19 protein-coding genes and 3 pseudogenes are annotated in these 25,703 nt (G+C 34.5%); 15 read left to right on the top strand and 7 right to left on the bottom strand.

Going from position 1 to position 25,703, the window contains the following annotated elements; translation table 11 throughout:
* Window positions 1-4 precede the first annotated feature (4 nt).
* The 3 genes from truA (at window position 5) to rpsI (KQI21_RS12445) (ending at window position 2,965) form a co-directional block, all read left to right on the top strand.
* Window positions 5-745, top strand: coding sequence for a tRNA pseudouridine(38-40) synthase TruA (truA, locus tag KQI21_RS12455; RefSeq protein ID WP_216484508.1), 741 nt, complete (start codon window positions 5-7; stop codon window positions 743-745).
* Window positions 746-2,114: 1,369 nt separating this feature from the next.
* Window positions 2,115-2,552 carry a 50S ribosomal protein L13 gene (gene rplM / locus KQI21_RS12450; RefSeq protein WP_216484507.1) on the top strand — a complete coding sequence of 146 codons (438 nt, stop codon included), beginning with the start codon at window positions 2,115-2,117 and terminating at the stop codon, window positions 2,550-2,552.
* Window positions 2,553-2,572: 20 nt separating this feature from the next.
* On the top strand, window positions 2,573-2,965 hold the full coding sequence (rpsI, locus tag KQI21_RS12445; RefSeq protein WP_216484506.1) for a 30S ribosomal protein S9: 393 nt from the start codon (window positions 2,573-2,575) through the stop codon (window positions 2,963-2,965).
* Window positions 2,966-3,079: 114 nt separating this feature from the next.
* On the opposite strand, the gene KQI21_RS12440 is transcribed toward rpsI (KQI21_RS12445), so the two are convergent.
* Both KQI21_RS12440 and KQI21_RS12435 read right to left on the bottom strand, forming a co-directional pair.
* The gene (locus KQI21_RS12440) at window positions 3,080-3,256 is read right to left on the bottom strand and encodes a site-specific integrase (RefSeq protein ID WP_216484561.1); all 177 of its coding nucleotides are present in this window, start codon (window positions 3,254-3,256) and stop codon (window positions 3,080-3,082) included.
* Between the two features lie 37 nt (window positions 3,257-3,293).
* Complete coding sequence (locus tag KQI21_RS12435) at window positions 3,294-4,253, bottom strand: site-specific integrase (protein WP_216484505.1); 960 nt, start codon at window positions 4,251-4,253, stop codon at window positions 3,294-3,296.
* A gap of 466 nt (window positions 4,254-4,719) precedes the next feature.
* Here KQI21_RS12435 and KQI21_RS12430 point away from each other — a divergent pair, with 466 nt between their 5' ends.
* Entirely contained in the window at window positions 4,720-5,808 is a 1,089-nt protein-coding gene (locus tag KQI21_RS12430; protein WP_216484504.1) for an AAA family ATPase, read from the top strand.
* A 16-nt stretch (window positions 5,809-5,824) separates the two neighbouring features.
* The gene (locus KQI21_RS12425; RefSeq protein ID WP_216484503.1) at window positions 5,825-8,110 is read left to right on the top strand and encodes a S8 family peptidase; all 2,286 of its coding nucleotides are present in this window, start codon (window positions 5,825-5,827) and stop codon (window positions 8,108-8,110) included.
* A 139-nt stretch (window positions 8,111-8,249) separates the two neighbouring features.
* Here the strand turns inward: KQI21_RS12425 and KQI21_RS12420 are convergent, their stop codons facing one another.
* Window positions 8,250-8,447 carry an Arm DNA-binding domain-containing protein gene (locus tag KQI21_RS12420; protein WP_216484502.1) on the bottom strand — a complete coding sequence of 66 codons (198 nt, stop codon included), beginning with the start codon at window positions 8,445-8,447 and terminating at the stop codon, window positions 8,250-8,252.
* Between the two features lie 318 nt (window positions 8,448-8,765).
* Between KQI21_RS12420 and KQI21_RS12415 the strand changes: the two genes are divergently transcribed.
* From KQI21_RS12415 to rpsI (KQI21_RS12405), 3 genes and pseudogenes are all read left to right on the top strand, one after another.
* On the top strand, window positions 8,766-11,276 hold the full coding sequence (locus KQI21_RS12415) for a DEAD/DEAH box helicase family protein (RefSeq protein ID WP_216484501.1): 2,511 nt from the start codon (window positions 8,766-8,768) through the stop codon (window positions 11,274-11,276).
* Between the two features lie 200 nt (window positions 11,277-11,476).
* Window positions 11,477-12,271, top strand: coding sequence for an abortive infection family protein (locus KQI21_RS12410; RefSeq protein WP_018709159.1), 795 nt, complete (start codon window positions 11,477-11,479; stop codon window positions 12,269-12,271).
* A 303-nt stretch (window positions 12,272-12,574) separates the two neighbouring features.
* Window positions 12,575-12,640 (top strand): annotated as a pseudogene (rpsI, locus tag KQI21_RS12405) (30S ribosomal protein S9); the annotation flags it as partial.
* Window positions 12,641-12,900: 260 nt separating this feature from the next.
* On the opposite strand, the pseudogene KQI21_RS12400 reads toward rpsI (KQI21_RS12405), so the two are convergent.
* Window positions 12,901-13,740 (bottom strand): annotated as a pseudogene (locus tag KQI21_RS12400) (IS256 family transposase); the annotation flags it as partial.
* A 1,224-nt stretch (window positions 13,741-14,964) separates the two neighbouring features.
* On the opposite strand from KQI21_RS12400, the gene KQI21_RS12395 reads away from it, so the two are divergent.
* The 6 genes and pseudogenes from KQI21_RS12395 to KQI21_RS12370 all read left to right on the top strand — a co-directional run bounded on the left by KQI21_RS12395 (window position 14,965) and on the right by KQI21_RS12370 (window position 22,053).
* Window positions 14,965-17,859 (top strand): DEAD/DEAH box helicase, encoded by a 2,895-nt coding sequence (locus tag KQI21_RS12395; protein ID WP_216484500.1) that lies wholly within the window; start codon window positions 14,965-14,967, stop codon window positions 17,857-17,859.
* A gap of 253 nt (window positions 17,860-18,112) precedes the next feature.
* The gene (locus KQI21_RS12390) at window positions 18,113-18,502 is read left to right on the top strand and encodes a transposase (protein WP_216484499.1); all 390 of its coding nucleotides are present in this window, start codon (window positions 18,113-18,115) and stop codon (window positions 18,500-18,502) included.
* A gap of 284 nt (window positions 18,503-18,786) precedes the next feature.
* Window positions 18,787-19,623, top strand: a pseudogene (locus KQI21_RS12385) (transposase).
* Window positions 19,624-19,743: 120 nt separating this feature from the next.
* Window positions 19,744-20,592 carry a S8 family peptidase gene (locus KQI21_RS12380; protein WP_216484498.1) on the top strand — a complete coding sequence of 283 codons (849 nt, stop codon included), beginning with the start codon at window positions 19,744-19,746 and terminating at the stop codon, window positions 20,590-20,592.
* 37 nt (window positions 20,593-20,629) lie between these two features.
* Complete coding sequence (locus tag KQI21_RS12375) at window positions 20,630-21,481, top strand: SAR2788 family putative toxin (RefSeq protein ID WP_216484497.1); 852 nt, start codon at window positions 20,630-20,632, stop codon at window positions 21,479-21,481.
* A 14-nt stretch (window positions 21,482-21,495) separates the two neighbouring features.
* Window positions 21,496-22,053, top strand: coding sequence for a hypothetical protein (locus KQI21_RS12370; RefSeq protein ID WP_216484496.1), 558 nt, complete (start codon window positions 21,496-21,498; stop codon window positions 22,051-22,053).
* A gap of 230 nt (window positions 22,054-22,283) precedes the next feature.
* Here the strand turns inward: KQI21_RS12370 and KQI21_RS16925 are convergent, their stop codons facing one another.
* Window positions 22,284-22,493 carry a DegT/DnrJ/EryC1/StrS family aminotransferase gene (locus tag KQI21_RS16925; RefSeq protein WP_216484560.1) on the bottom strand — a complete coding sequence of 70 codons (210 nt, stop codon included), beginning with the start codon at window positions 22,491-22,493 and terminating at the stop codon, window positions 22,284-22,286.
* 326 nt (window positions 22,494-22,819) lie between these two features.
* Between KQI21_RS16925 and KQI21_RS12360 the strand changes: the two genes are divergently transcribed.
* Complete coding sequence (locus KQI21_RS12360; protein ID WP_216484495.1) at window positions 22,820-23,098, top strand: hypothetical protein; 279 nt, start codon at window positions 22,820-22,822, stop codon at window positions 23,096-23,098.
* A gap of 531 nt (window positions 23,099-23,629) precedes the next feature.
* On the opposite strand, the gene KQI21_RS12355 is transcribed toward KQI21_RS12360, so the two are convergent.
* Window positions 23,630-24,550, bottom strand: coding sequence for a putative glycoside hydrolase (locus KQI21_RS12355; RefSeq protein WP_253291455.1), 921 nt, complete (start codon window positions 24,548-24,550; stop codon window positions 23,630-23,632).
* A 398-nt stretch (window positions 24,551-24,948) separates the two neighbouring features.
* Window positions 24,949-25,200 carry a hypothetical protein gene (locus tag KQI21_RS12350; RefSeq protein WP_253291453.1) on the bottom strand — a complete coding sequence of 84 codons (252 nt, stop codon included), beginning with the start codon at window positions 25,198-25,200 and terminating at the stop codon, window positions 24,949-24,951.
* Window positions 25,201-25,703 lie beyond the last annotated feature (503 nt).

The raw sequence follows: 25,703 nt of genomic DNA, 5'->3' as shown, positions 1-25,703 counted from the left end.
TAAAATGGAAAGATTGAAATGCGCCATTCAATATGACGGCTCTTTTTTCTCTGGTTTTCAAATACAACCGGGAAAACGTACGATTCAAGGAATAATAGAAGATGTTTTAATGAAAATGCATAAGGGAAGACATATCCGGATCCATCCATCCGGGAGGACGGATGGAGGGGCACATGCCATCGGTCAGACCATCCATTTTGATTCGCCTTATGACATTCCTTTAAATAATTGGAAACAAGCACTGAATACATTACTCCCTGATGATGTTTACGTTAAAGAGGTAGAGACGGTTCACGATACATTTCATGCAAGATACGATGTCGTTGAAAAGGAATATCGTTACTACGTGTTAAATGAAGCGGAACCTAATGTGTTTAGACGTAATTATGCATATTTTTTCCCGTATGATTTAGATATTTCATCTATCCAAAGGGCGTGCCGCTATTTTGAGGGAACCCATGATTTCACGACCTTTTCTTCTGCAAAAGCAGAAACAAAAGGGAGCAGAGAAAGAACGCTGTATCAAGTGTCTTGTGAAAAAAGAGGATCAGAAATCGAATTTATCTTTCGAGGAAATGGTTTTTTGTATAATATGGTACGGATTATCGTTGGGTTCTTATTAGATGTTGGCCAAGGAAAGAGAAATCAAGACGAAATAGAGGAATTGTTTGCAAAGAAGGATAGAAGACTAGCAGGTGATACTGCGCCGCCACAGGGGCTTTATTTGTGGCGTGTGAAGTATTAAAGGAATGACAAGTACAAAAAACCCCTTAAAACAGTTGAAAAGGCTTGTGAAATGAATATGAGCGATACACGTACTGTATAAAGTGTAAGAAGAATAAACGTGTATGTACGTACTCGTGTTTAAAGGGTAAAGAGGAGCGCGGTCGGTACAGAACAACGCAATGACCTTGAATGAAAAGCATTGAATGGTGTGTCACTATTGAAACCTTTTCTTATCCTTCCAAAAATTGCTGTGCGGAGTGTAACGCTGTTAAGCTACTTTGTCTGGTAAAAAGGAAAAGCTCTTTTTCTGTATGTGGTGTAATGCTGTCGATAGTTTTGCTTGTCGGATTGCAATGATTGACACTAGTATGTCCTGCGAATGCGAAGTTCGAAGCATGAAGAAGTAGCATTTTGATCAACAGAAGGCTTGTATTTAGAAATATGAGTTCGTTCTTTCATGCTACAAGGTGAAACCTAGGAGGATAAGTGGAAGAGCCAATTGCAAGTCAAATGTCCGATTCTGTTCAGAGGCTTTTAGGTCATACTCTTGCGTACTAACAATCAGGTAGGGGGGAAAGAATCCCTACTGATTGAAGATCCACTTTATAATGAAATAAAGGAAATTCACGCGGTTATTTTTAAGTACTATTTAAACGTTCTAATATAGGTTATTTAAAAAGGCCTGGTAATAAGGATACTCCGAAATTCTATGCACGTGAGAACGTATAAAGCATTGAAGTTCATTAGCAAAGTCAAAAATTTTAAGTTCTAAGTATTAAGTGCAACTAGGCTAGCGTCTAGCTGTGCTTGCCGCTAGCTAAGTTTTCTTTATTGACTTGTTTCTGTGCTTCTTGGAAATGAAAAAAACTTTTCCTGCGTAGGAATGAGCCAAGGAAGCTATACTAGTACTTCATGTATCTAATAAAAGATCTTCTACTAAAATTGCTCACGTCCTGTGTGCAACGTAGAAGGCATTATGACCTATACAGCCCGCTATCAAAAACTGCGTCGCCTCGAACTTTGACGCAAAGGAATGTGCTAGTGTTGGCACTACAACAGGACAGAGTATGCTTCGCCAGCAATACACCGCGGCTTTTCAAGGAAAGGAAATTACGTCAGCTCCGCATCACACGCAGAAAAAGTACACTGCTTTTTCAAGGTCGCTTGGGATCTTATCCTTGACCGTTTTTTATCCTCCTTTTTGAACACACACTTATATGGAGAAAAAGTGTGAATAATGAGGAGTAACTCTTGACATTATGCTAGCATTTGGTGTATTATGATCTATGGCATTTTATTTCAAAACCATGATTAGCCCCGGAAACTAATTATGTTGAAATAGACGAACGAATTTGTTTTTGATTTTAAGGATATGGAGGGAAACACTCATGCGCACAACTTTCATGGCAAATGAAAATAACATTGAACGCAAATGGTTAGTTGTTGATGCAGAAGGTAAACGATTAGGTCGTTTAGCTAGTGAAGTTGCTACAATCCTTCGTGGAAAGCATAAGCCAACTTACACACCGCATGCAGATACTGGTGACCATGTAATTATTATTAATGCTGAGAAAATTGAATTGACTGGTAATAAAATTACAGACAAAATATACTACCGCCATACAAATTATCCAGGTGGTTTAAAAGAACGTACTGCATACGAAATGCGTACGAAATACCCTGAACGTATGCTGGAGATAGCAGTTAAAGGTATGCTTCCTAATGGCCCTCTAGGACGTAGAATGGCTAAGAAACTACATGTATTCAGAGGACCAGAACATACGCATCAAGCACAAAAACCGGAAGTTTATGAGCTTCGCGGGTAACTAAAAGGAGGTAAAAGAATTTGGCACAAGTACAATACTATGGCACAGGTCGTCGTAAAAAATCAACTGCTCGTGTACGTTTAGTACCTGGAACAGGTAACATTACGATCAACGGACGTAATGCAGCTGGTTATTTTCCATATGAAACGCAGCTGTTAATTTTAAATCAACCACTAGTAGCAACTGAAACACAAGGAACATATGACGTAATCGTTAATGTTCACGGTGGTGGTTTCACTGGTCAAGCTGGAGCAATCCGTCACGGAATTGCCCGTGCATTGCTTGAAGCTAACCCAGAATACCGTAGCTCACTTAAAGCAGAAGGCTTCCTAACTCGTGACGCCAGAATGAAAGAACGTAAGAAGTACGGTCTTAAAGGCGCTCGTCGTGCACCACAGTTCTCAAAACGTTAAACCCCTTGGTACTACTGGGTTTGAGCCTGTTTGGAACTCGATTCCAAGCAGGCTTTTTTAATAAAAAAAGGTGCATTGACTGGAAAGTGACTGGAATTATTTTAATTACATTCACTACCGTATCTTTTGGGGACCATTATTCTTTGATTTTAGATATTCAATAAGCAGATGATTTAAATGCTTTTCACTTTTTTCTGTCAGATGAGTATAGGTATCCATGGTTGTCGCTAATCTTGCATGTCCTAATCTCCTCTGTATATCCTTCATTCGAGCACCAGCTGCATATAACATAGAGGCATGTGTATGCCTAAGCCCATGAACTTTAATATTATACCTCAAACTTTTTACATGCTGATTCTAATAATTTATTTGGATAAGAATGTCGCATTGGTTTTAAATCAGAAACACTTGGAAATAAGAAATGCTCTATCTCTGGATTGCCAAAATCATTGTGTAACTCTTGGTTTAATTCTTTTAAGTGTAATAGAACTTCAAATGTCTTTTGATCGAGGAAAATGACTCTTCTAGAGTTTGGGGTTTTAGGAGTAAGCAATGAATACTTTTGACTTTTCCAAAACAGTGTTTTATTGATAGTGATGCTCATTTTTTCCGTGTTAATATCACTTTCAAGAAGCGCTCCTAACTCGCCTTTTCTAATACCAGTAAACAGGAGCATTCTGAATAAGGCATATTCCCTAAAGGTCAATTCTTCCTCGCATTTTTCTAAGAAATACTGAACCGTATCCTTTTCCCAGTGAAGTACGTTCAATCCATCCTGCGAGTATTGTTGCTCGTCAGAAATAGACGGATAGATGACGAAATCCATAGGGTTTTTAACAATGATCTTTATCTTAATCGCATAACGAAATAGCAGCTCTAACTGATTACCATATTCTTTAAATGATTTAATCTTAGACGAAAGCTGATCAATAAAATCCTGACAATGATCAGAACTTATTCTTTGTATATATAGTTTTGAGAAATACGGTAAAATATGCTTTTTAAATTTCATAGCTTTACTGTGCATCGTAGATGGTTTCAATCGTCTTTCTTCTGATAACATCCACTCGTTATATACTTCCTCAAAGGTAATTTTATTTTCAGTTATAAAAGTTCCCCGCGAATGTTGTGTGAGAATTGCTCTTGCGGCAGCTTCTGCTTCTTTCTTTGTTTTGAACCCCCTTCGAGTTGTACTTTTATATTTTCCGGTAATGGGATCTTTCCCCAAACTAATCTGGACAAGCCAACGTATGCCAGATTTAGATTGATACTTTTTATATGATGCCAATATTACAAAACTCCTTTATAAATAATTAAAAGACGAGACGTATTTTATCAGCGGATTAATATAGTTTTACTGATTACTTCTGTCATTTTGTGTAGATAAACCGGAGAATTTACCAAAGTAACTTTAAACTTTTTTTAAGCATAAAAGGTAGAGAGCGTTGGTTAGGGATTTATTTCCGTTTATCGATTCCTATACTAATACTAAATTTAAGTTAACTCAATCCATTAAAGATAGAGGCTGCTGTGCTAGCAATAAAATATGAGTTATAAATTTATTGAGTCCTATCTCGAGAATAAAAGGTTCACTTTTTTATTCAAAAATTAAGTTTTTTATTGTTAAAATATACACTTAAGTGTATTATAATTATTGAATGGGTAATATTATAATACACCATTAATAAATTATGTTGTGTTTAAAGTGTTTTTGTTGTGTATTATTTAAATAGTAAATTGAGGTGTATGATACGATGAGTTTAGAAAAATTGTTGCCAACCCTTATCAGAGCATCGTTAGATGAGGATTATAGAACTGTAAGGTCTATTGCCATGAGGTTAATTAGACGAATTAAGGATACTCATCCCGGAATTGCAGATGAGATAGCTGAGGCACTTTCGCAACATGGAGTTGGTGCTAGTACAAAAAGATCAATAGGGATGGGGGATTCACCTGTTGATACTGAGACACTTTTCTCTCTAGCAACAATTGATGAACCGATAGAAATTGCACGACCGATTTTTACGAATAAGGTTAATGAGCTAATTGATACATTTATCCAAGAGAGAAAGGAATCAAAGAAACTTATGAGTGTGGGATTGAATCCACCTAGTTCTTTATTATTATATGGGCCTCCTGGTGTTGGAAAAACGGAACTTGCAAAATATATTTCAGGGGTTTTTGACCTCAGCCTAATTGTTCTTGACCTTTCTAGTACAATTTCGAGTTATCTAGGAAAAACCGGGCAAAACATGAAAAAAGTTTTAGATTATGCAAAATCAAGACCCTCAATCCTACTTTTGGATGAGTTCGATGCCGTAGCTAAAAGAAGAGATGACATGTCTGATTTAGGAGAATTAAAAAGAATAGTAAATGTGCTATTAAAGGAACTAGAGAATTGGCCTAGCCACACCATTTTAATTGCAGCAACTAATCATCCTAGCCTATTAGATGACGCAATTTGGAGGAGATTTGATAGGGCAATTGAAATTAGATTGCCTGAAGAGGAGGAAAGAATCCAAATTCTGTTGAACGAACTAACTAATATTGAAATGAATAAAGATGTAGTCAATATAATTCAATTAATAGGTGGGATGGCTGAAGGATTGTCAGGTGCTGATATTTGCAAGTTAGTGGAAAGAGCTAAAAGGAAGTCTATTCTTTCTGAAATAAGTCTTGAAAATGCTTTACTTAGGGAATTACCCGATTTTATAAAAGGAGATATTGTTGAATTTAACAAGAAGTTTTGTAAATTAGCAAAGGAAAACTTAGATGTTTCTATAAGGACTTTAGCTAGTTGGTTAGGAAAAAGTCCTTCAACTATACAGTATTATCTAAAATAAAAAGGAGGAAATTTAGATGGATGATAAATTTAGACCTATTTTAGGTAGAGGAGAGAACTATATTTTTCCAGATCAAAATAGACCGGGTGCCCCTATTACTGACAGAAGACCATCTTATGAAGAGGCAAGGAACAAACTACTCAGTCAGATTTATACGGTGAAAGGCAAAGTTAAAGAAATTCCACCTGAAAATAGATTAGATGAAGTAATATTTAACATGAAAATGGCTCTGGGTTATACCGCGAAATCATATCATCCCAATAATTTAATAAAGCAGTCGGGAGTAAAAGACGTTGGTTCAAAAAAATGGCAGGAGAAAGAAGTGAACAATGGAAAAGAGAAAATAAGGCAGGGGAAGAGTATATTCCTAAGAATGTCAGAGGATGAACTAGTGTATTTAGAGCATCTACTTAATCAAAAGTCTTCTGAATTACCTAAAGGTTTTATTGATGACATTAGAATAGTGGAGGAATTTTATATTGGGGATAACAATTATCTTCTAAATATTTTTAATAAAGACTGGGATAGTGGGCGTGTTGAATTTGTTTTACATCCGTTTGGTAACTTGGAAGATGTAGCGGAAGAAAGATTTATGAATCTGTTTAATAAATATGGGGGAAATCCTAATAAGGTTAAAATTCGCAGTTATTCACCTGGCCCAACATTCATCAGTGCATATGTGGAACGGGAAACATTAGAGCACTTGGTAAATTTTAATCCAATTCGAACTGTACATCCAATGGTTTTTAGAGGAGTTCCAGAAATTAGAGGATCTCTAACTAACCTATCTTTGCCAAAACCTCCGCCTGAAAAAACAAAATCATCTGTTTTAGTGGGAGTGTTTGACGGGGGACTCAAAGAAAATTCTCCGTATTTTAAAGATTTCTCTAAAGAAAATTATTCTATTGAAACAGAAGAAATCCCAGATTTTATCCAACACGGAACGGGAGTGGTAGGTACAATCCTCTATGGTGATCTAAAGGAATACGGGAAAGAAGATACGCTTGAAACCCCATTTGTAAATGTGGAGAGCTTCCGTGTCCTTCCTCCATCTGATCCCAATGATGTAGACTTATATGAAGTTATAGATGTTATTGAAGAGGTTGTACCCAAAAGAACGGATATAAAAATATATAATTTATCAATAGGTCCATATGGACCTATTGAAGATGATTATATTTCAAGATTCACGTATGTAATCGACAGTCTATCACAAAATGGAGAAAGGTTATTTACAGTAGCTGTAGGAAATGATGGTGATTTGGAAGACGATGATAGTAGAAGAATTCAATCTCCCTCGGATACTGTAAATGGTCTAGGTATTGGAGCTTATACATTTGATCTAGAACAAAAAATAATTAGAGCGCCATATAGTAGTACTGGAGAGGGGAGAGAAGGAGCTAAGGTAAAGCCTGACATAGTAGAATTTGGTGGTTGCGAAAGAAACCCTTTTCATTTGGTGGGTATAGATGGAAGTTCGCGTTTTTTTGCTAGTGGTACTAGCTTTGCTGCACCGTTGGTGGCTAGAAAAGCGGCGGAGTTGATGGGAAGATGTAATTTGGTTGATCCATTGGTTGCTAAAGCATTAATTATAAATAGTTCAATTCATCCTAACATGCAATTTGATAGGTATTTAGGTTATGGTGCAACTCCAAATAAGGTAGAAGATATATTAGGGTGCGATAGTAATAGAGTTACAGTTTTATATAAACAAAGGATACTACCTAAAAAATATGCTCGGTTAGAAATCCCGATAGTAAAGGATCTTGATTATAATGGAAAGGTAAATATCTATTGGACTATTGCTTTTGCCGCAAAACCTAATCCTCTAAATACGGAAGATTACACAACAAGCGGGATTGAGGAATACTTTTATCCAAATGCAAACGAGTATAAGTTTACATCTCCTGATAGAAAGCATAATTACAAAAGGAATCTAATCACTCAGGAAGATGAGGTAAAGGAATTATTGAATCAAAATTGGAAACAAAGCCGGTTTCCTATTACAAAGTCAGGCACAAGGTATCTGAATGAACAAGAAAGAAGAGCTGAATTTAAATGGGATACAATTGTGAAAAAAGGTGTTTCTGTACAATATAAAAATCTAGATTCTCCATTCTTGGTATTACATGCTATGGATAGAAATATTGAAGAACACCTTTCTGACTTTTTTAATTATGCTGTAGTTGTTACTGTAGAGTACGAGAAATATCAAGGTGACGCATATCAAAGCACAATTACACAGTATAATAAATTAGAAATGGCCCAAGTGAAAAATAGAAATGAACTATTTGTAAAATAAAGATAAAGTTAGATTTAAGAACTTCCTTCCTAGCTCATTGCCTTAATGTGTGATGGGCTTTTTTCATATGAATTTGTGCATGAGATTCAAAATTTCCCGCAATGTGTAGGTTTATTCGTTAAGTTTGATTATACATTTTTTAAAGGCTATAAAGAAAACATATAAATTTAGAATGTCTTATAAGTATTTCTCTTGCAGCAGCTTCTGCTTCTTTCTTTGTTTTGAATCCTCTTCTAGTAGTACTTTTATACTTACCAGTAATGGGATCTTTACCCAAGCTAATTTGAACCAGCCAGCGTAAGCCTGATTTAGATTGATATTTTTTATATGATGCCAATAATACAAAACTCCTTTTTAAAGAAAATACATTGATATATATCTAAATAGGATAATCAAAAATAACAGAGCTCTTGAGTAAAAGAGCCTGTGAGAAATATAATAATAAGGCTAATAAATATTTTGATTTTTGATGAGGGACTTTGTAATATTTTTTTAACAATCGATCTATATATTTGAATCGGTCTTTTTGGGTTAACAAGTAGAATAGTTTAGTTATAGTTAATATTTACACATTATAGGAAAAGTAGAGGGAATTTTTATATACTTGTGATAAAATCGTCCTATATATAACTGAAACTAAGAGGAAGTGGATGATATGGTTGATTTTAAAAAACTAAAGTCAAAAAAATCAAAATCGAAGTCGATAGATCCTACAGAGATATTTAGAAGATTACCAAAACCCGAGGGGGTTAATGACTTATATACTAGTCAAACTGAGATTCTTCAAAAATGGTTTGAACGTAGAAATGAAAAGGATATAGTACTGAAATTACATACGGGAGGCGGCAAGACTCTTGTTGGATTACTTATGGCACAATCTACTCAAAACGAGACTGGTGAACCAGTTCTCTATTTAGCTCCGACAACACAACTTGTTCAGCAAACACTTGAAAAGGCGGATGAATTAGGTATCCATGCTGTACCATATGTAACAGGTAAACCACTTGATGAAGACTTTGTTAATGGGAAAGCTATTATGGTCGGGACGTATAAGGCACTGTTTAATGGAAAAAGTAAATTTGGTCTTCGAGGTGAAGTAAATCCTCAGAATGTAGCGGCAGTTATTCTTGACGATGCACATGCAGCTTTTTCTGTAGTTCGTGATTCTTTTACTCTTAAAGTGAAATCTAAGGATAACCCTTCTCGTTATCTAGAACTAGTTGACTTATTTCGAAAATCATTTAGGGATATTGATAAACTAGGGACATTAGAAGATATAGTGTCTGGTTCTGACTATTCAATTCTGGAAGTACCCTACTGGGCTTGGCATGAACAATTAGATGCGGTTAGGGAGCAATTAAAATCTGATTCGGTTAAGTATAGATTAGTTTGGCCTTTACTGAGGGATCAACTTCATCTCTGCCACGCACTTGTAAGTAAAGAAGCTTTTACAATTACACCCATTCTTCCCTTATTAAATGTATTTCCAACATTCTATGACGCACCTAGAAGAATTTATATGTCAGCAACTATTGCAGATGATAGTGAAATTATTCGAACTTTTGATGTAAATCCTGATTCTGTTAAAAAGGCTCTTCAATCTCGTTCCTTGGCAGGTATTAGTGAAAGAATGATCCTTATTCCTGAATTAATGTCATTTGAATACGAAAAGGAACATGGTGAAAGAATAATTAAATGGGCCGCGGATAAATTAGACGTGGGGTCGATTGTTCTGGTTCCATCTGATAAAGCGACAGAAGCTTGGTCGGAAGTGGCCACTGTGGCAAAGGGGTCAAAAGAAGTCGAAAGTTTGGTTACTAAATTGCAAAAAGAAGAGATTAGAGGCCCTGTTGTCTTTGCCAATCGCTATGATGGAATGGATTTGCCTGGAGACTCCTGTCGAATCCTTCTTATGAATGGCTTACCATCAGGAACATCAGATTATGAGCTTTATAGAGCAAGTGCGCTATACGGAGGGACGACTATCACTCGTATGTTAGCTCAAAGGATTGAGCAAGGAATAGGTAGGGGTGCTCGTGGAGCAGGGGATCATTGTGTAATTCTATTAGTGGGAAGAGATATTTCATCTTGGGTAGCAAAGGATGCGAACTTTCGTTTCCTTACTAGTGCAACCAGAGCTCAATTAGATATGGGAATTGAAGTAAGTAAGGAAATAGGAAGTCTTAAAGATTTAGCACAAACTATTCAAAGAAGTATAGATCGAGATAAAGACTGGATTGAATACCACGCTGAAACTCTAGCTGAATTGGTCGATGAAGATGAGTCTAATGATTTCCATTTTACTCAGGCAAAAGCGGAAAGGAAAGCAATAAATCTTTGGAGTGATGGTTATCATGAACAAGCAATTGCTAAACTTGAACAAGTGGTAAAAAATAATGAACAAGCTCTTGATATACAAATGCGTGGATGGTTTCAACAATTAGCAGCTCGTATAGCAGAGAGATGGGGGAACGCAGATAGAGCTTTAGACCTACAACGTCAAGCGTTTGCCAACAACAGAAACTTAATTAGACCAAGAATTCTTCCACCATATCGTCCCTTATCTATACCAAGCTCACAGGCAAGAGCAATTGCTCAGAAAATAGGAGGCTATCGACTCCGACAGGGGTTTTTACAATCATTCGAGGAAGTTGTAGCAAATTTGCATGAAGATGCTACAGCTAATCGATTTGAACAAGCTCTTTGCGATTTGGCTGCTATGATTGGACTCAGCTCTGAACGTCACGATTTAGACGGTGAAGGTCCGGATGTACTTTGGCTACTACCAGAAAGAGTTGGATTTGTTATTGAAGCAAAGAGTAGGAAAAAAGAAAAAAATGCATTGACAAAGGAACAGCATGGGCAACTCTTGGTAGCGGCAGAGTGGTTTGCAAGTGAATATCCGGAATACGATTGCGTAAGAGTTAGTGTGCATCCTAAGAATAAGGCTACTCGCGCTGCTGTAGCAGGGGCGTCCCACGCACTCACATATGAGAAGCTAATGTCTTTGGTTTCAGATGCACGTTTACTATTATCTTCACTTAGCAAATCACAATTAGATATTGAAATGCTAGAAGTGGAATGTAATCGTTTATTAGAAAGTTCGACTCTACGTTCAGACCGCATTGCAAAAAACTATTTGGTACCTTTTGAAATTTGCGTGTAAAATTTTGTTTCGCCTTTTCAACATTCGACATGTGGCTTTAATAGGCAAAAAGTGAAATCAGTAAGCGGCGTAAGAGAGGAGCAAGATTCAGCGCCCGTTTTACTTAGGCTGGGTTGTCAAGAAAAGTTACAATTCAAATGCTGCCATTATTACGTAATGGCGGTACTTAAATAGCGCATCATTTAAGAAGGGTGGTTCATTTGAATAATACACATGTTAACCTATTAGAGGCAAGCAAAAATTCAAACTTAGATGATTTTATAAGTGATTGTGAGAAGGCGGAATACTTGCAAAGGTTATTAATTAATATGAGCACTAACGATGGCCCGGTTAATGACGACCATTATATTGAACTTAGAAGTTATTTCATGAAAAATGGTCAAACTAAACAGTTGTTACCCCGCTATGTAATAAATAATAGAGACCTTTCCCAGTTTTGGCAGTTTATAAAGTATAAGTTCCCTACATATGCTGAAAGAAGACAATTTATATGGGATGACTTTAATAAACTGCTAGAATATCTTGAAGATCAGGAGAAACTACCCTTAATTGAATCAATTGGTGAGAACTTACAAATATTTAATTCTGAACATGTCATTAATTACTGGAACACAGCTGTAGAGAGAATAGAAAATGATCCTGAAGGTGCTATAACTTTATCCAGAACACTTGTAGAAGGCGTTCTGAAATATATATTGGATGAAAGAAATATAAATTACAGCAAAAGTGCTAATTTACATGACATATATAAGTTGGTAGCTAATGAACTAAATTTATCTCCTGAACAACATAACCAAAAACTTTTTAAACAAATTTTAGGTGGATGCTCATCAATTGTTAATGGACTAGGAAATTTAAGAAATATACATGGTGATGCTCACGGAAAAGGGAAAGTACAATACTATAAACCTTCTGCTCGCCATGCAGAGCTAGCAGTTAATTTAGCTGGTTCTATGTCTCTATTTCTAATACAAACTTATCTTGATGAAAGATAAAGAGGATATTACAGAGGAGGGGGCTTGAACAGAATAATGTAACTACAGGAAAAACTAAAACATCAAGAGGATTCTCTGCACATTTTTAATATATTATTTGTTTTGGTATTCACTAAGGGTGAAAAATTTGAAGGTGACATTTAATATAAATTAGTGAATGTAATTCTAGCTTATTGAATGTAATCTGAATGTAAATTTAATATAAACACAGATAAATTGGTAGACCGATATTTTGTTAAATACCCTTAAACTTTGATTTTTAGGCATTTTAGGGCTTTTTGTGTAATATGTTAAACACCCTGCCTCAAAGAACGTAAGAAATACGGTCTTAAAGGCGCTCGTCGTGCACCACAGTTCTCAAAACGTTAATATCTCTATGTTTCAAGGCTCTTTTCACTTCGGTGGAAAGGGTCTTTTTTATGCCTTTAAATAGTATTTGACCACATGTTGACCACGATATTATTTTGATCAACACAATTTAATGTAGTGGAACTTGGGGTGACTGGCAATTCTTTTTTATTTGCACAAAAATTTAGTGCAAGACTCTGCATTTTTTCTTTGCAAAGTTTGCACTTTTATTTTGCCATACACAGTTAAATGTCGTCGCTAAAGCTAGTTGACTTTATATAGTTAGTCTTGTATATGGTTTTAAAGTCATCACAGATTTCTTGACGATCTTCTACACGGACCTTGTGGGAGATATTCCGTGCCACATGTACTAGACAAGTTTGGTACTGTGCTTTCGGAAAGACTGTAGAAATGGCATCCACCATGCCTTTTAAGCCATCAGAAATAAACAGAAGCACTTCTTCGACACCACGTTCCTTGAGTTCTGTGAGCAGTTCCTGCCAGTTGTAAGCAGATTCAGTTGGTGCAATCGTGTAGGCCAGTACTTCTTTTGAGCCGTCCTCACGAATACCAACAGCGATATAAACAGCTTCTTTAGATACCGTTTTACGACGAACAGGAATATAGGTCGCATCTAAATAAACGCAGACATAGCGTGCATTTAAGGGACGTTTATTAAAGGCTTCTACCTGTTCTGTGACCACTTTTGTCATGTTGGAAATCGTCTGTGGCGTGTAATGATGGCCATACATTTTTTCGATTAAACCGGCGATTTCTGACATCGTAATCCCTTTTTGGAAGAGGTGAATAACGGTTGATTCTAACGTGTCATTTGAACGTTTATAGGGGGCGATTGTCTGTTGCTTGAACTCGTCGTTACGATCACGTGGAATTTGGATGTTTAAATCACCGTATTCCGTGTGTAATGTACGTGAATATGAACCATTACGTGAATTGCCGGAGTTGAAGCCAATTCGATCATATTTTTCGTAATCTAAAAAAGCCGTTAGTTCTGTTGCCAGTAGCGTATTGATGGCTGCTTCTAAATGCGTCCGAAAAACTTCGGTAATATCTTGTTTTTTTACTAGAGCTTCGACGATTTCTGTTGTAAACTGGTTCATAGGGAAGACCTCTTTTCTAGGATTGGTTGTGGTGACTTAATTCTACCAAGAAAAGGTCTTCCTTTTTCGTCGTTTTATTCATTTACACAAAATATTTTATACTCTCTCAAATTGGTTCAAGTAATATCATTTTCAATCCTTTTTCATACATTTTTATCCACTATTAATTATATAAAACATTGATACAAGTGGATTACGATGTATCCAATATACTTAAAATTTATCTGTATATTTCTCAAAACGTTAAAACCCCTTGTTACTATTGGGATACAGCTTTTTCTCACATCTTGGAAAGTGCTGTTTTTTGTTTGAAGTTATAGTGACGGCTACCATATTTAAAAATCCACATGGTTTTTAAACAGATGGGCTGTTTTTTTGTAGCATTGGTGACCTGGGTATAGATAGTTAAAGTGGTTTGAATGTCAGAGTGTCCCCAGTCTAACTTGAACATCTTTTATCCAGACGTAACTGGCAGTAAGACCGCCCTTCCATGCTACGAGGTGAAATCTCAGAGGATAAGTAGAGGATCCAACTGTAAGTCGAATGTTCGATTTTGTACATCTAATAATCGGTAAAAGATAAAAGAAAATCCCCACTGATTGTTATGATCCTCTTATAGTAGACAGAAAAAAAGTATACTAATCTTTACTATAATTTTTTATGGGGAATATTTTCTTTCCCCAGTTTGAGGGATAATCTTTTTCTTTAAAAATTTGGAGCAGCTATATTGCTTAATGTATTTATCCAACCTTTGAACTTTCACCTGTTCATGAACTTTTTTTGTATTTATAGGCGCACCACATTTATCAAATGAAGATAATCGTACATTCTTGTCCAAATAGTCCCCATCTGATGACAGGTGGGGACTATTTGGCGCTTACAAAGAAAGCGAATATATTCGAATTCATGGACAAATAGTTGTAAAATTTTTAAAATAGTATTTAGTGGTAAAAAAGGTTGTAGGTATAAGTACCTAAATGGAATGGAATTTAAACTATATAAAATGAGAAGTTAACTCATTTCAACAATTAAAAATTTCTAAAGTAGTGGAATTAATTGAGTAAAACAATTTCGCTCTAAAATACTTTAAAAGTGCTTTATATAAAATGAGAAGTTAACTCATTTCAACAATTAAAAATTTCTAAAGTAGTGGAATTAATTGAGTAAAACAATTTCGCTCTAAAATACTTTAAAAGTGCTTTATAGAAAAGGAGATTTAATCAATTGCATCAATTCACTAATTATTATCGTAAAAGTTTAGCAGCAAAATTAAAGATAGACTTTAGAAAGGAAAAATTCTTTATTACTGATTTAGAAACGATTGAATCAGGAAAGTTGACAATGAATGAAAATAAAAAATGGATTCAGAAAACCGAGCAAGACATTATCATTGCTGCCAAAACGATTAAGACAAATTATATGGATCAAACTAAAAAAAATACTCAGGTTGATGAAATGACAGGCGTGTTCTATATTCCAGCTGTTATTAATAAAGAGGGTTATTTAAAGATCCCAAATAATAATAAGCTACCATGGATACCTCGTGAATATTTATTTCCTTTAATAGATGATGAGTTAGCTATTGGAAGTATGAAAGAAATTGACGAATACATAAGTAATAACTTTCAGCGTTTAGAACAGAATAAAAGTTGGACAACGTATTTCGAGTTTGCTAAAGATATGTTTAAAGCTGTAACAAAAGCAGAGCTTACAGATACAAATATTCATAATATGGAATTCGAATCTAATATATACGTCATTAAAGATAAGTCAATAGATGCGAATAAAGGTATTATTGCGCTGTACGATGATATTCTTAAAGAGGATATTAATAATCTTAAGCTCTATCAGTCATTTATTTATAGAGGTTTTCAAGATGAATTCCCGTTAGTTGAAAATGATCAACTAGCGATGAAAAAGCATGTAGCTCAAATGAATAACCAATACTCGTTATCCCCATCCCAAAGAGAATGTGTAAACCACTTTAATGAGATGGAGGAGGGGGAAATACTTGCGGTTAATGGACCACCTGGTACAGGGAAAACTGCCCTACTACAATCACTAATTGCAACATTATATGTAGAGAAGGCGCTACAAAAAGAAAAAGCACCATTTATTGTAGCCACTTCAACTAATAACCAAGCAGTTACAAACATTATTGAATCTTTTATTACCTCTGCTGATAAAAATGATGCTTTATACGCTAGCAATCTCACTAAAAGGTGGATTGAAGGGGTCAATAGTTTCGGTGTATATTTTCCATCTAAATTAAAAGAACGAGAAGCAAGATCTAAAGGTATTCACTATACGAATCCTAAAGGAGAAGCATTTTTTAAAGAAATTGAAAGTGATATTAATATAAGTCTATCAAAGGAAAAGTTGCTAAAAGAATGTAGTTTGTTTTTTCATCAAACTTTTAGAGATATAGAAAGCTGTAAGCAGGCAATTCATAGTAGATTGACTAAAATAAACAGGATTCAGAAGGAATTGATCACATTAATTCACCAAATAGATCCCTACATAAAAAAACACAAGACAATTGACTTCTATTTAGACTGGATTCAACGTGAAATCGATAAAGGAAAAAGCACTTTTGAGAAAAACAAGAACCGACTATTGGAGTGGGAGAATCACTTTAAAAATACACCGTTTATTCAAAAGTATTTTTCATTTATACCAGCGATCAAAAAAAAGCGAAATATGAGAATATATGGCTTCCTTACTATTGATGAGGATTTTCCACATGAAAAAATAACAGAAGAATATATTATAAAAATATATGGAGATAGGATGGAAAAGTTAAGAAGTCAGTACCAAAGTAAACAAGCGGAATACGCCAAAGTTAAAAAGATAGAGCAAGAGATAGCAGAGTATATTGATAAATTAGGTCAATTAAATATTTTAGATAGTAAGAATACATTTGATTCGCTAAATCATTTTAATGAGAGTCTTGACACTACGTTAAGATATCATGTATTCTGGTTAGCTGTTCATTATTATGAGTGTGAATGGTTGGAAGCAAAGAGGCTTACGGAAAGACAAATTGGAAAGAACTTTAAAAACGTATTAGAGCAAATCTATGGAAATCTAAGTATGATTACTCCTTGTTTCGTTATGACATTTTTCCAATTATCACAACTGCTCAAAGCCTATGATGTGGCAACGAACAAAAACTTTTACCTATATAATGCTATCGATTTATTAATTATTGATGAGGCTGGACAAGTCTCACCAGAAATCGCTGTTGGTTCCTTTGCATTAGCGAAACGAGCGGTAGTAGTTGGGGATGTTTATCAAATTGAACCTGTTTGGAATATTAATGAGTCATTAGATATGTCTTTAGCGTTTACTACAGAAGTCATCCAATCTAAAGAGGAATTCGAGACATTAAAAGAGCTCGGATTAAATACATCATCGTCTAGTGTTATGAAAATAGCATGTAAATGCAGTAAATATGTTAAAAATAATGTAAGAGGGCTCTTCTTAAGTGAACATAGGCGATGTTATAACGAAATTATTGATTATTGTAATAAACTTGTTTATAAAGGGATGCTTGAGCCAAAACGTGGCTTTGGTTCTGAAGATCCTGAATACGCTCTTTATAAACTAGGAATCCCACACCTTGGCTATTTGCAAATTGACTCTGACCAATCACAAACAGCCTCAGGAAGCAGATATAACACCAAAGAAGCAGAGGAAGTAGTGAAATGGATCAGACTTAATTTCGATAAAATAATGAGATCATATGTTGAAAATAATAATTCTGCGGATGATGATAACGAATTTTTAGGAGAACTTATTGGTGTAGTTACTCCGTTTAGAAGACAAGCTAATGAAATTAAAAGGCGATTACCAAAAGAAATAAAAGATTTAGTTGATGTAGGAACAGTTCATACATTTCAAGGTGGTGAAAGAAGGCTTATTATTCTATCCACTGTTTATGGTGGTAAGGAAGGATGTCATTTTGTAGACAGTAAAAATAGTTTATTAAACGTTGCGATATCGCGTGCCAAAGATAGCTTTCTAGTCTTTGGTGATATAAATTGCTTATCACCAGAAACTGATAAGCCAAGCGGTTTGTTGCGAAAACTAATATTAAATAACCCGATTATTTCATAAAAAATTAAGTGGTTAGGGAGATGCTAGTAAAGCTTTTACAAGGAAATTCTAGAAAATAGATCATTAGTTTTTGAAACCTCATATTATAAGATGCTAAATTGCTGTCTGGAAAAGATAAAGTCGGAGATATAATCGCAACTGTACGGTACACAAATACACGACGTAGGGATTTTGTAGTAAAAGCAGAAAACAAAAGTGAAATGGAAATCAATCTATAATTAGATGAAGACGAGAAGGAAAAGGAGGGGGCAAGTTGCCTCCTATAGATCCTCGCTTAAAAGAAGCTTGTGAGTTAAAGAATAAGCTAGTACATTGGTTAAAAGAAAGTAATCAAGAATACCGTAAAATCAAGCTTGGAATCCTGTATAAAAGTATGGAAAACTCAAATTTAGAAGCATTTCAATCTGTAAAGAAGACATTCCAACGCTGGAAGAAAGAAGTTGTTCATTCGTTTATGTACCTATTTAACAATGGCTATATTGAAGGTGTAAATAACATCATAAAAGTATTGAAATGCAATTCATTTGGGATCAAAAGTTTTGAGCGAATGAAAAAGAAAATATTATGGCAACAAAAGGTTAAAAAATCATTTAAGGTCAAAAGAGATGATGCTATAGCGGCTATATTCCGCCACCAAATTTGACAAAGAACCTAAACTCTGTTGCTGTTTCTCTGACCTCTTTTAAAAGTTTATTTCTACCTTTATTTCTTTTCTTTGAGTTTAGTAGCTGATTTAATTTCTCTTCCATATGATGATTACTTAGGCATAATGAAAAATCACTTTTATGGTTGTATTTGAATGAATTTCATAATTCTAAGTCCTTATACCACAAGGGCTTAGAGACACGAAAAAGGAAGCACCTCCCCAAATCTTGTATAATGGTAGTTGCTATACAGCCAAAAAAAGACTGGAGGAGTGTACTCCCTATGACCATTATACGACAAACTAGCTTATTTAGCATTCAAGAATTATACGACATGGAACCTACCCAAAAATATGATGCAATTATCTCAGCGATAGATTTGGATAAGATTTATCACAAAGTAACCAAAAAATCACGACTAGGTGCGCCGGAAGAACTAAATTATGCAGCTATGATTATTTCCACTTTTGTGAGATATGTCGAACACATCCCAACGATGAAAGATCTAGTCAAACGGCTACATGATGATATTGTTTTCAAATTGAATTGCGGATTTTTAGTATCAGACTCTGTACCTTCAGAGGCTTCTTATTCACGGCTTGTAACGAAATTAGACGAGTGCGGTGTTTTAGAGACAGAACGAGATCATGTTGTCCTTCAAGCAATCGCAGAAGGTTTTATCTTGGATGATACAGCTGCCATCGATGCAACTCATTTTGAAGCACGTGATCAAGCACCGTCAAAAGAAGAAAAGCTAAAACCCGAACCAAAAAAACGTGGACGTAAATCGAAACAAGATCATGAACCATAGCTAAAAGAACAAGCTGAAAAAGAAGTGAATTCGCCGTTATATGATAGAAAAATTGAAGCTCAATTAGATGTGCCTTTAGCCGAACTACGCGCTGAAGTTCCTCAAGACCCGAAATGCATTTTTAAACGTCGTACCGCTGTCGAACGGGTTCATGCATATCTGAAGGAATTCTTTCAGCTTAACAATGTTCGTTATCGCACTGGGAAACGCGCAAAAATTCATTTTGACATGGTAACACTTATTTACAATGCTTCCAAACTAGCTGCTGATCGTATAAATGCACAATTAAATCAGCAACAAGTAGCATGATTTCTGTTTTTTAAAATACAATTTTAAAATTCTGTATGTCTTTGTATTTTTAAAAAGGGCAATTATGAAATTGACTCATTTAATAATACTTTACTTTAATCGAATTATATAGTAATAAAAATGGAAGTAGATGGAAAAATGTTCAAAAAATCATTTATTTATATGTTGATCTTTTCTACTATATTAATTAATTCTGGATGCAACAATAACACACATGATTCAAATGCCAATGCTAAGTATTCTAAAGAAAATATTAATATTGCAGTAATTGATAGCGGTATAAATCCGACTCCAAATTTAGAAAATAATATTGTCGAAACCAAGAGTTTTGTTAATGAAAATAGTGACGACCTTGATCATGGGACACCAATTAGCGAAATCATTCTTTCAGAAGAAAATTCCTATAATAAAAAAATTTCTCTATACTCATACAAAGTTATAGACAGTAAAGGAAAAATTGATTACAAAGCTTTTCTAGAATCTTTAGATCACTTAAAAAAGCAAGGGCATATTGATGTAATTAATATTAGTTTTGGATTTAGAAATGATTCATCAGATATAAGGTATGTTATTAATGAATTGGTGAACCAAGGAGTAATAATTATCGCGTCAAGTGGTAATACCTATGGCTTAAATGCAGATTACCCTGCTAGATATCCAAATGTAATTTCAGTGAGTTCCATAGACTCAGATAATAACCCTCTTAAATTCAATGCTAAAGGCAAAATTGATTTTGTAGCTCCTGGTGAAAATATTAATTCAATCAGCTCTAAAGGCGGTCAATCACAATATACCGGCTCATCCTTTGCTACCCCCTATATAACCAGTAGTGTGATAAAAATATTAGATAAAAAAGATATTCCTAGAAACAAGGATAGGTATAAAGCTGTTAAAAAAGAACTGCAGAAAATATCTACCAATCTAGGCAATTCAAAAATATATGGGAAAGGAGTACCAATTAAAGATTGAATGGAATATCTTTTAAATAAAAAAAAAGAGTGATAACATGAACTCCAAAATTATTAGGTTTATAAGTACTCTATTAGTTGCTATTCTAATTTTCAATATTCTTCCCGTTTCTCAAATTAATGCTGATTCTAATGAAAATGGTTTAAGCCTTCCATTGAGTGAATCAGAATTGAAAAATTCACTTAATAAAGAATTAGAGGAGCAAAACATAACAGTAGAAGATATAGACTTTACAAATGAAAATGATACAGTAACAGTGGAAGCAGCAACTACTGACGATGAAATAGGAGTAGTAGAAGCTAGGTTTGAGATTGAACCAGGTACAAATCAATTCAACTTATTTATAACTGAAGAAGGAACAAAGAAAAAGTATAGCATAGAGATTTCTCAATTGTCAGAAGAAACTATCAAGGGAAGCATTACTGATGTAGCTACCGGAGAAGTATATAATTTGGATTCCACCAAGGGACAAGCATCAATCGCTTTTGTTATCCCAGTGGGAATTGTAATGTCAGAAGCACTATTGGCAGCTCTTTTTACAACAGGCGCAATGATAATTGCTGGTGGTGTTGCATACGTTGTGGCTACTAAAGCTAAGAAAAGTAAAAAATATAATCACTTTAGAGCTATTGTAAGAGGTGGATCAGTCTATATTGGAGGTGGTTTATCGCGAAGCAAGGCAATTAGTAGAATGAAAGGTAGAAATGATGTATATTCAGTATCAAAAAATCAGGCAAAAGCTGTTGCAGCTGGAGCAAATAGAAATGGTCAGCCTATACATGAGGTAGATAGGAAAAATGGTAAGCCAAAAAAAGGTTATTACTATCATTGGCATCCGTACAAAAGAACTCCTAAAGCACATTCATTTTACGGTAGCCCTGTAAAGTAAAGGAGGTATTATAATTGGTAAGCTTAGGTACTTTGAAGAAAAAATACAATTCTAAGAAACAACAACTATATTATAATCGCGAACAAGTAGTAGAGATTTTAAAGAAGAAATTTAAAGCAAAACAATTTGACCATCGTATTCTATTAGATCTCCCAAATGATAATCAACTGAATTATAAGCATATCTATACAGCTCTTTCTATTACAGATAGCAAAGTTCTTTCAAGCTTATTTAATGAAGATGAGATAAAAAGCCATGGTGAAGAAATAATTGATAACAGAGAAAACCCATTGAATTTTAAAAAAATTAAAAAAAACCAAGAGCAAGTTTACAATCACATTCTATTAGATGAGCAAGAAGGTCGCCGTATAGATATTATTTTGGAGAGCGACGGGGAAATAGTCACAGAGTTTGTAATAAGAGACCAGTCTACGTATCTAAATAAATACCTAAATGCTCTAGTTGTTGGAGCTCTATTATCAAAAGGAGCTACTGATACACTAGAGGATCTGGATGATGAAGATTTTACTTTTTATCTTCAAAACCTCCACGAGTTTGGTTTTCTAAATTAAAGGCAGTCTTTGGACTGCCTTTAATTAGACACTTGCATAATGATTCAATATTACTATATTTTATCACCCTAATAAGCTCTTCTACTCCATTCCCTGAAATCGAAAACGATAGCGAAATGATACCTTATAGATAACAGTGATAATCTTAACTTAGGAAAATAAGCTTGCTACTATGATTTTAGGATTCCAAAGAAAGAACTGATTCTTTTCTTTATTACTTTTTTCATGCTCTACCGCATATCTCCAAGATAACCCTCCCTATAGCTATAACCTACAGCATGAGCAGCATCTTCTATAAGGTTAATAATTTCAAATATTTCCGGCGCAACAATTCCGCTAATATGAACAACAACTACTGTTTTGGTTTTATCACTCTGAAGTCGTTTGACCTCATCTAAAGTTAAAGACCCATATACTGGATCATAATCTCTCCCTTTTATATAATAGTTTTGGACAAAAAATAACTAGGAGGAGTTCTCATGTATTATGATATCAAGAATTGGCCAGCATTAAAATACATGGAAGAAACATTATTCATGAATTACAAATCTGGTTCATGAAGGCTGGGAGCAAAAGCATCCAGGCAGCAGAGAACATGAACTCAAGAATAAAAAAAGCTATTGGTATTCTTTAAGAAATGGGGAGGATTTCTGGGAGTCGTTCAGCCAGTATGTATACAGTCAGTATACCTTGTCATTACTGGGGATGGAGGGCCTTGGATTCGTGCAGGCGTGGACTATTTTGAAAGCGCTATTTATACTTATGGTTGTTATCATTTAAAAAATGGATAAAAAGAGCTTTAAGTAAGCGCTTAAAACAAGAACGGAGAAAAGCTTATTTTGCAGCGGATGCGAATGATCCTATTGGCAGAAAAGCAACAAGAGATTGCGGATTTAAGGTTTTTGTCTATGAGAATAGAAATACCTTATTAGATTATCGTGATCTTCTAAAAGCAAAAGGAATAGATACAACAATAGACATGCGTCCAATGGGCGCTGCAGAATCAAATAAGTGTAATCTGTCGCTCATTTTTCATTTGGATTAGAAGCTACAAAATCTCTGTTAAGATGGTTGTCTTAAAACAATGTATGATTTCCTTCTTCCCGTAATATGGTTTCTGATAAAGGAATAGTAGAAGGATGATACTCTTCCGCAAGACTTTTTCGGGTAGTATAATAAATTGATCCCCTCACACAAGTCATATTGGTAAATCCACTATCACCACAAGGAATGAATTAGTTGCCGGGAAAACTTCTTAGTATAGAATCAATGGTTGTTCCAATTCTTGGTGCACCTATACATCAGTTATTTTGCTGAGCTGGTACATGTTGTAAAGTTTTCGTTGATGACAGCTTCTGATGTTCTACATAAGTTAATAATATTAGCTGTAGATATAAAGGGACTTATCTCTTCTTATCCAAATTCGAACAACCCCCTCCTATAAATGGTTATAAACACCCCCGAGTATTTCGCGTGCTTAATCGCATGTAAAGAAGGAGTTCTTCAATACGAATAATGATACATTTTTACGGTATGCTTTCAGTCGATTACAGCATGTACTGCAACTGTTCAATTTTTACCATTTATTATAATAAGATCCTGCAGCATTATAAACAAATTTAAATCGATGTTTTAGAGCTAATTCCTTACTCTTATCAGGCTCAGAAAATCCAACAGCCATAACCTGTGTTCCGTATTTTTCTCTTACTTGTTTTAATTGCTCCATTTTATTTAATGCCCATTCATCGTCTCCAACTACGCTGTATGAAAAGTCTTCCCACATGATGAAGTCTATATAAGGGGCAGTGTAATTTATTAACGTATTAAATCCCCAGTTCTGGGCAATTGATAAGTCATTAAATTGTTCTTTTGCTTTTTTTATAAATTCTAGTAATGCCTTATTTTGTTCTTTTTGTTCAGCAGAAGGTAAAAATGAATCAATATTTCCGACAGTATCTAAGAATGCGCCGTCTAATCCTCTATCAACTACTTGTTTCTTAATCTCTTGTAATAATACATCTTGATAATGGATGGAAGTCATATCCATCATATAAGAATCCCACTTTTCAAAGTACATTCTATCACCATTTTCGTCCTTATAAAAATCGTCTTCAGTTAACTGGTTATAAAGTTCCTTATTCCATTTATCACCTTCCATTGCATTAATGTATCCATAAAGCAAAGTTCCGCTTTTTTGCGCAGCGTTAATATATGATTGTTGCATTTCAATCGGTTCAACGATAACTAAATCCATTTGCTTCATTTTCTTAGCTATTGACTCATCCCCTTTATCTAGATAATATTTAAATTCTTCTACATCTTCTAATCTTTGTTGGATGGTTTTTTGTTTAGAAATTTGCTTATCAGTTTGCTCTTGATGTTCTTCCACTATCTCTTCTTGTTCAATCATCGCTACTGACTTTACTAGTTTAAAGGATAATGTGATTAAAGGTATAGCCAACATTATCGCGATGATTATTAAAAATTTTCGATTCATACAAACCCTCTTTTCTATATTTATTTGCTAAATTATTTGTTTTTCTGTTACCATTCAACGTTGATGATTTACTTATTCTATGAATCCGCGTATCCAATAGGAATCAATGTAAAGACTGAGTTTACTTACCTCTGCATATCGACCATTTGCTTCGAAAACTTAACAATGAAAGTACGATAACAAGACAATTATTCAGAGAAAAATAAATGAGACAAGACGCATTGCTTTTAATTAATCGGAATTTTATAAAAATTAAACAGAGTTCCAATTAAGGTTGTATTCGTGCGCAATAGAATTGTAGCGCTATCAGACCATCCCAATGTTAACCATACGTAAACCCTTTATAAAAACGCATTTTATGTGATGTATTAAGAATGGATACTTCTTATGATAGCTTTTTACTTCTTCCACTTTTTTATATGAAGCTCTAAATTCCGTTTTGCATTTTGAACCATAGGATATATTTTCTTTTTTACTTGAAAGGGGTTAGATGCTTCCAAAGACTGCCAATATCCTTTTGTTTCACCGTAAGAAACAACATGATCATAGTCTCCAACAGTTATAAGTCTATATTTGTTTAGTTCATTACGTAATAGAAATATGTAATCTTCAGGCAGAAGTACTTCAAACTTAACATATTCAAAATTCAATTGGGTTCTTCTTTTTAATTAAATTTCCGTTTTGTAATATCCTCCAGCCAAATACCTGGGGATCTAGGTTCATTATAAAATTTTAATATATTCATGTTTTACTGTGTAATAACTCCTTTTATAAAAAGAAAGGTTGCATGGTTTGTTTATCCCCACCACATAGCTAAGACAAACAGGGACCAACATGAAGTAAAAAAATCAATTATAAAAATAACAAACGTATATCTAGAGGAAATGTTTTTACTTAGTATTTTCTTTTTAGCTACGATAGACTAATAGCAAGGAAAATAAAAACATACCAATACTAATTATGGTGCTAACTGTTAAATAATATATAGGATGTATAGCTGAGTACACTTCTTCATTCAAAAAATATGCCAATCCTTGACCGTATAAACCTAATATGGTAGCTATAGAAAGACAAATAACGATGAAAAAATAAAATATCACTATTTGTTTTTGTCTTCCAGTCAATTCATATTTCACTTCCAACCAACTACTTA

Source organism: Virgibacillus proomii, from assembly GCF_018916875.1.
GTDB classification, from domain to species: Bacteria; Bacillota; Bacilli; order Bacillales; family Amphibacillaceae; genus Virgibacillus; species Virgibacillus proomii_B.
This window is presented reverse-complemented; position numbering and strand designations above follow the sequence as displayed.

Coding starts and splice junctions, on each gene's coding strand:
- KQI21_RS12425 (WP_216484503.1), top strand. CDS start 5,825: ATGGATGATAAATTTAGACCTATTTTAGGTAGAGGAGAGAACTATATT.
- KQI21_RS12440 (WP_216484561.1), bottom strand. CDS start 3,256: ATGTTATATGCAGCTGGTGCTCGAATGAAGGATATACAGAGGAGATTA.
- KQI21_RS12380 (WP_216484498.1), top strand. CDS start 19,744: ATGGAAGTAGATGGAAAAATGTTCAAAAAATCATTTATTTATATGTTG.
- truA (WP_216484508.1), top strand. CDS start 5: ATGGAAAGATTGAAATGCGCCATTCAATATGACGGCTCTTTTTTCTCT.
- KQI21_RS12355 (WP_253291455.1), bottom strand. CDS start 24,550: ATGAATCGAAAATTTTTAATAATCATCGCGATAATGTTGGCTATACCT.
- KQI21_RS12430 (WP_216484504.1), top strand. CDS start 4,720: ATGAGTTTAGAAAAATTGTTGCCAACCCTTATCAGAGCATCGTTAGAT.
- KQI21_RS12375 (WP_216484497.1), top strand. CDS start 20,630: ATGAACTCCAAAATTATTAGGTTTATAAGTACTCTATTAGTTGCTATT.
- rplM (WP_216484507.1), top strand. CDS start 2,115: ATGCGCACAACTTTCATGGCAAATGAAAATAACATTGAACGCAAATGG.
- KQI21_RS12415 (WP_216484501.1), top strand. CDS start 8,766: ATGGTTGATTTTAAAAAACTAAAGTCAAAAAAATCAAAATCGAAGTCG.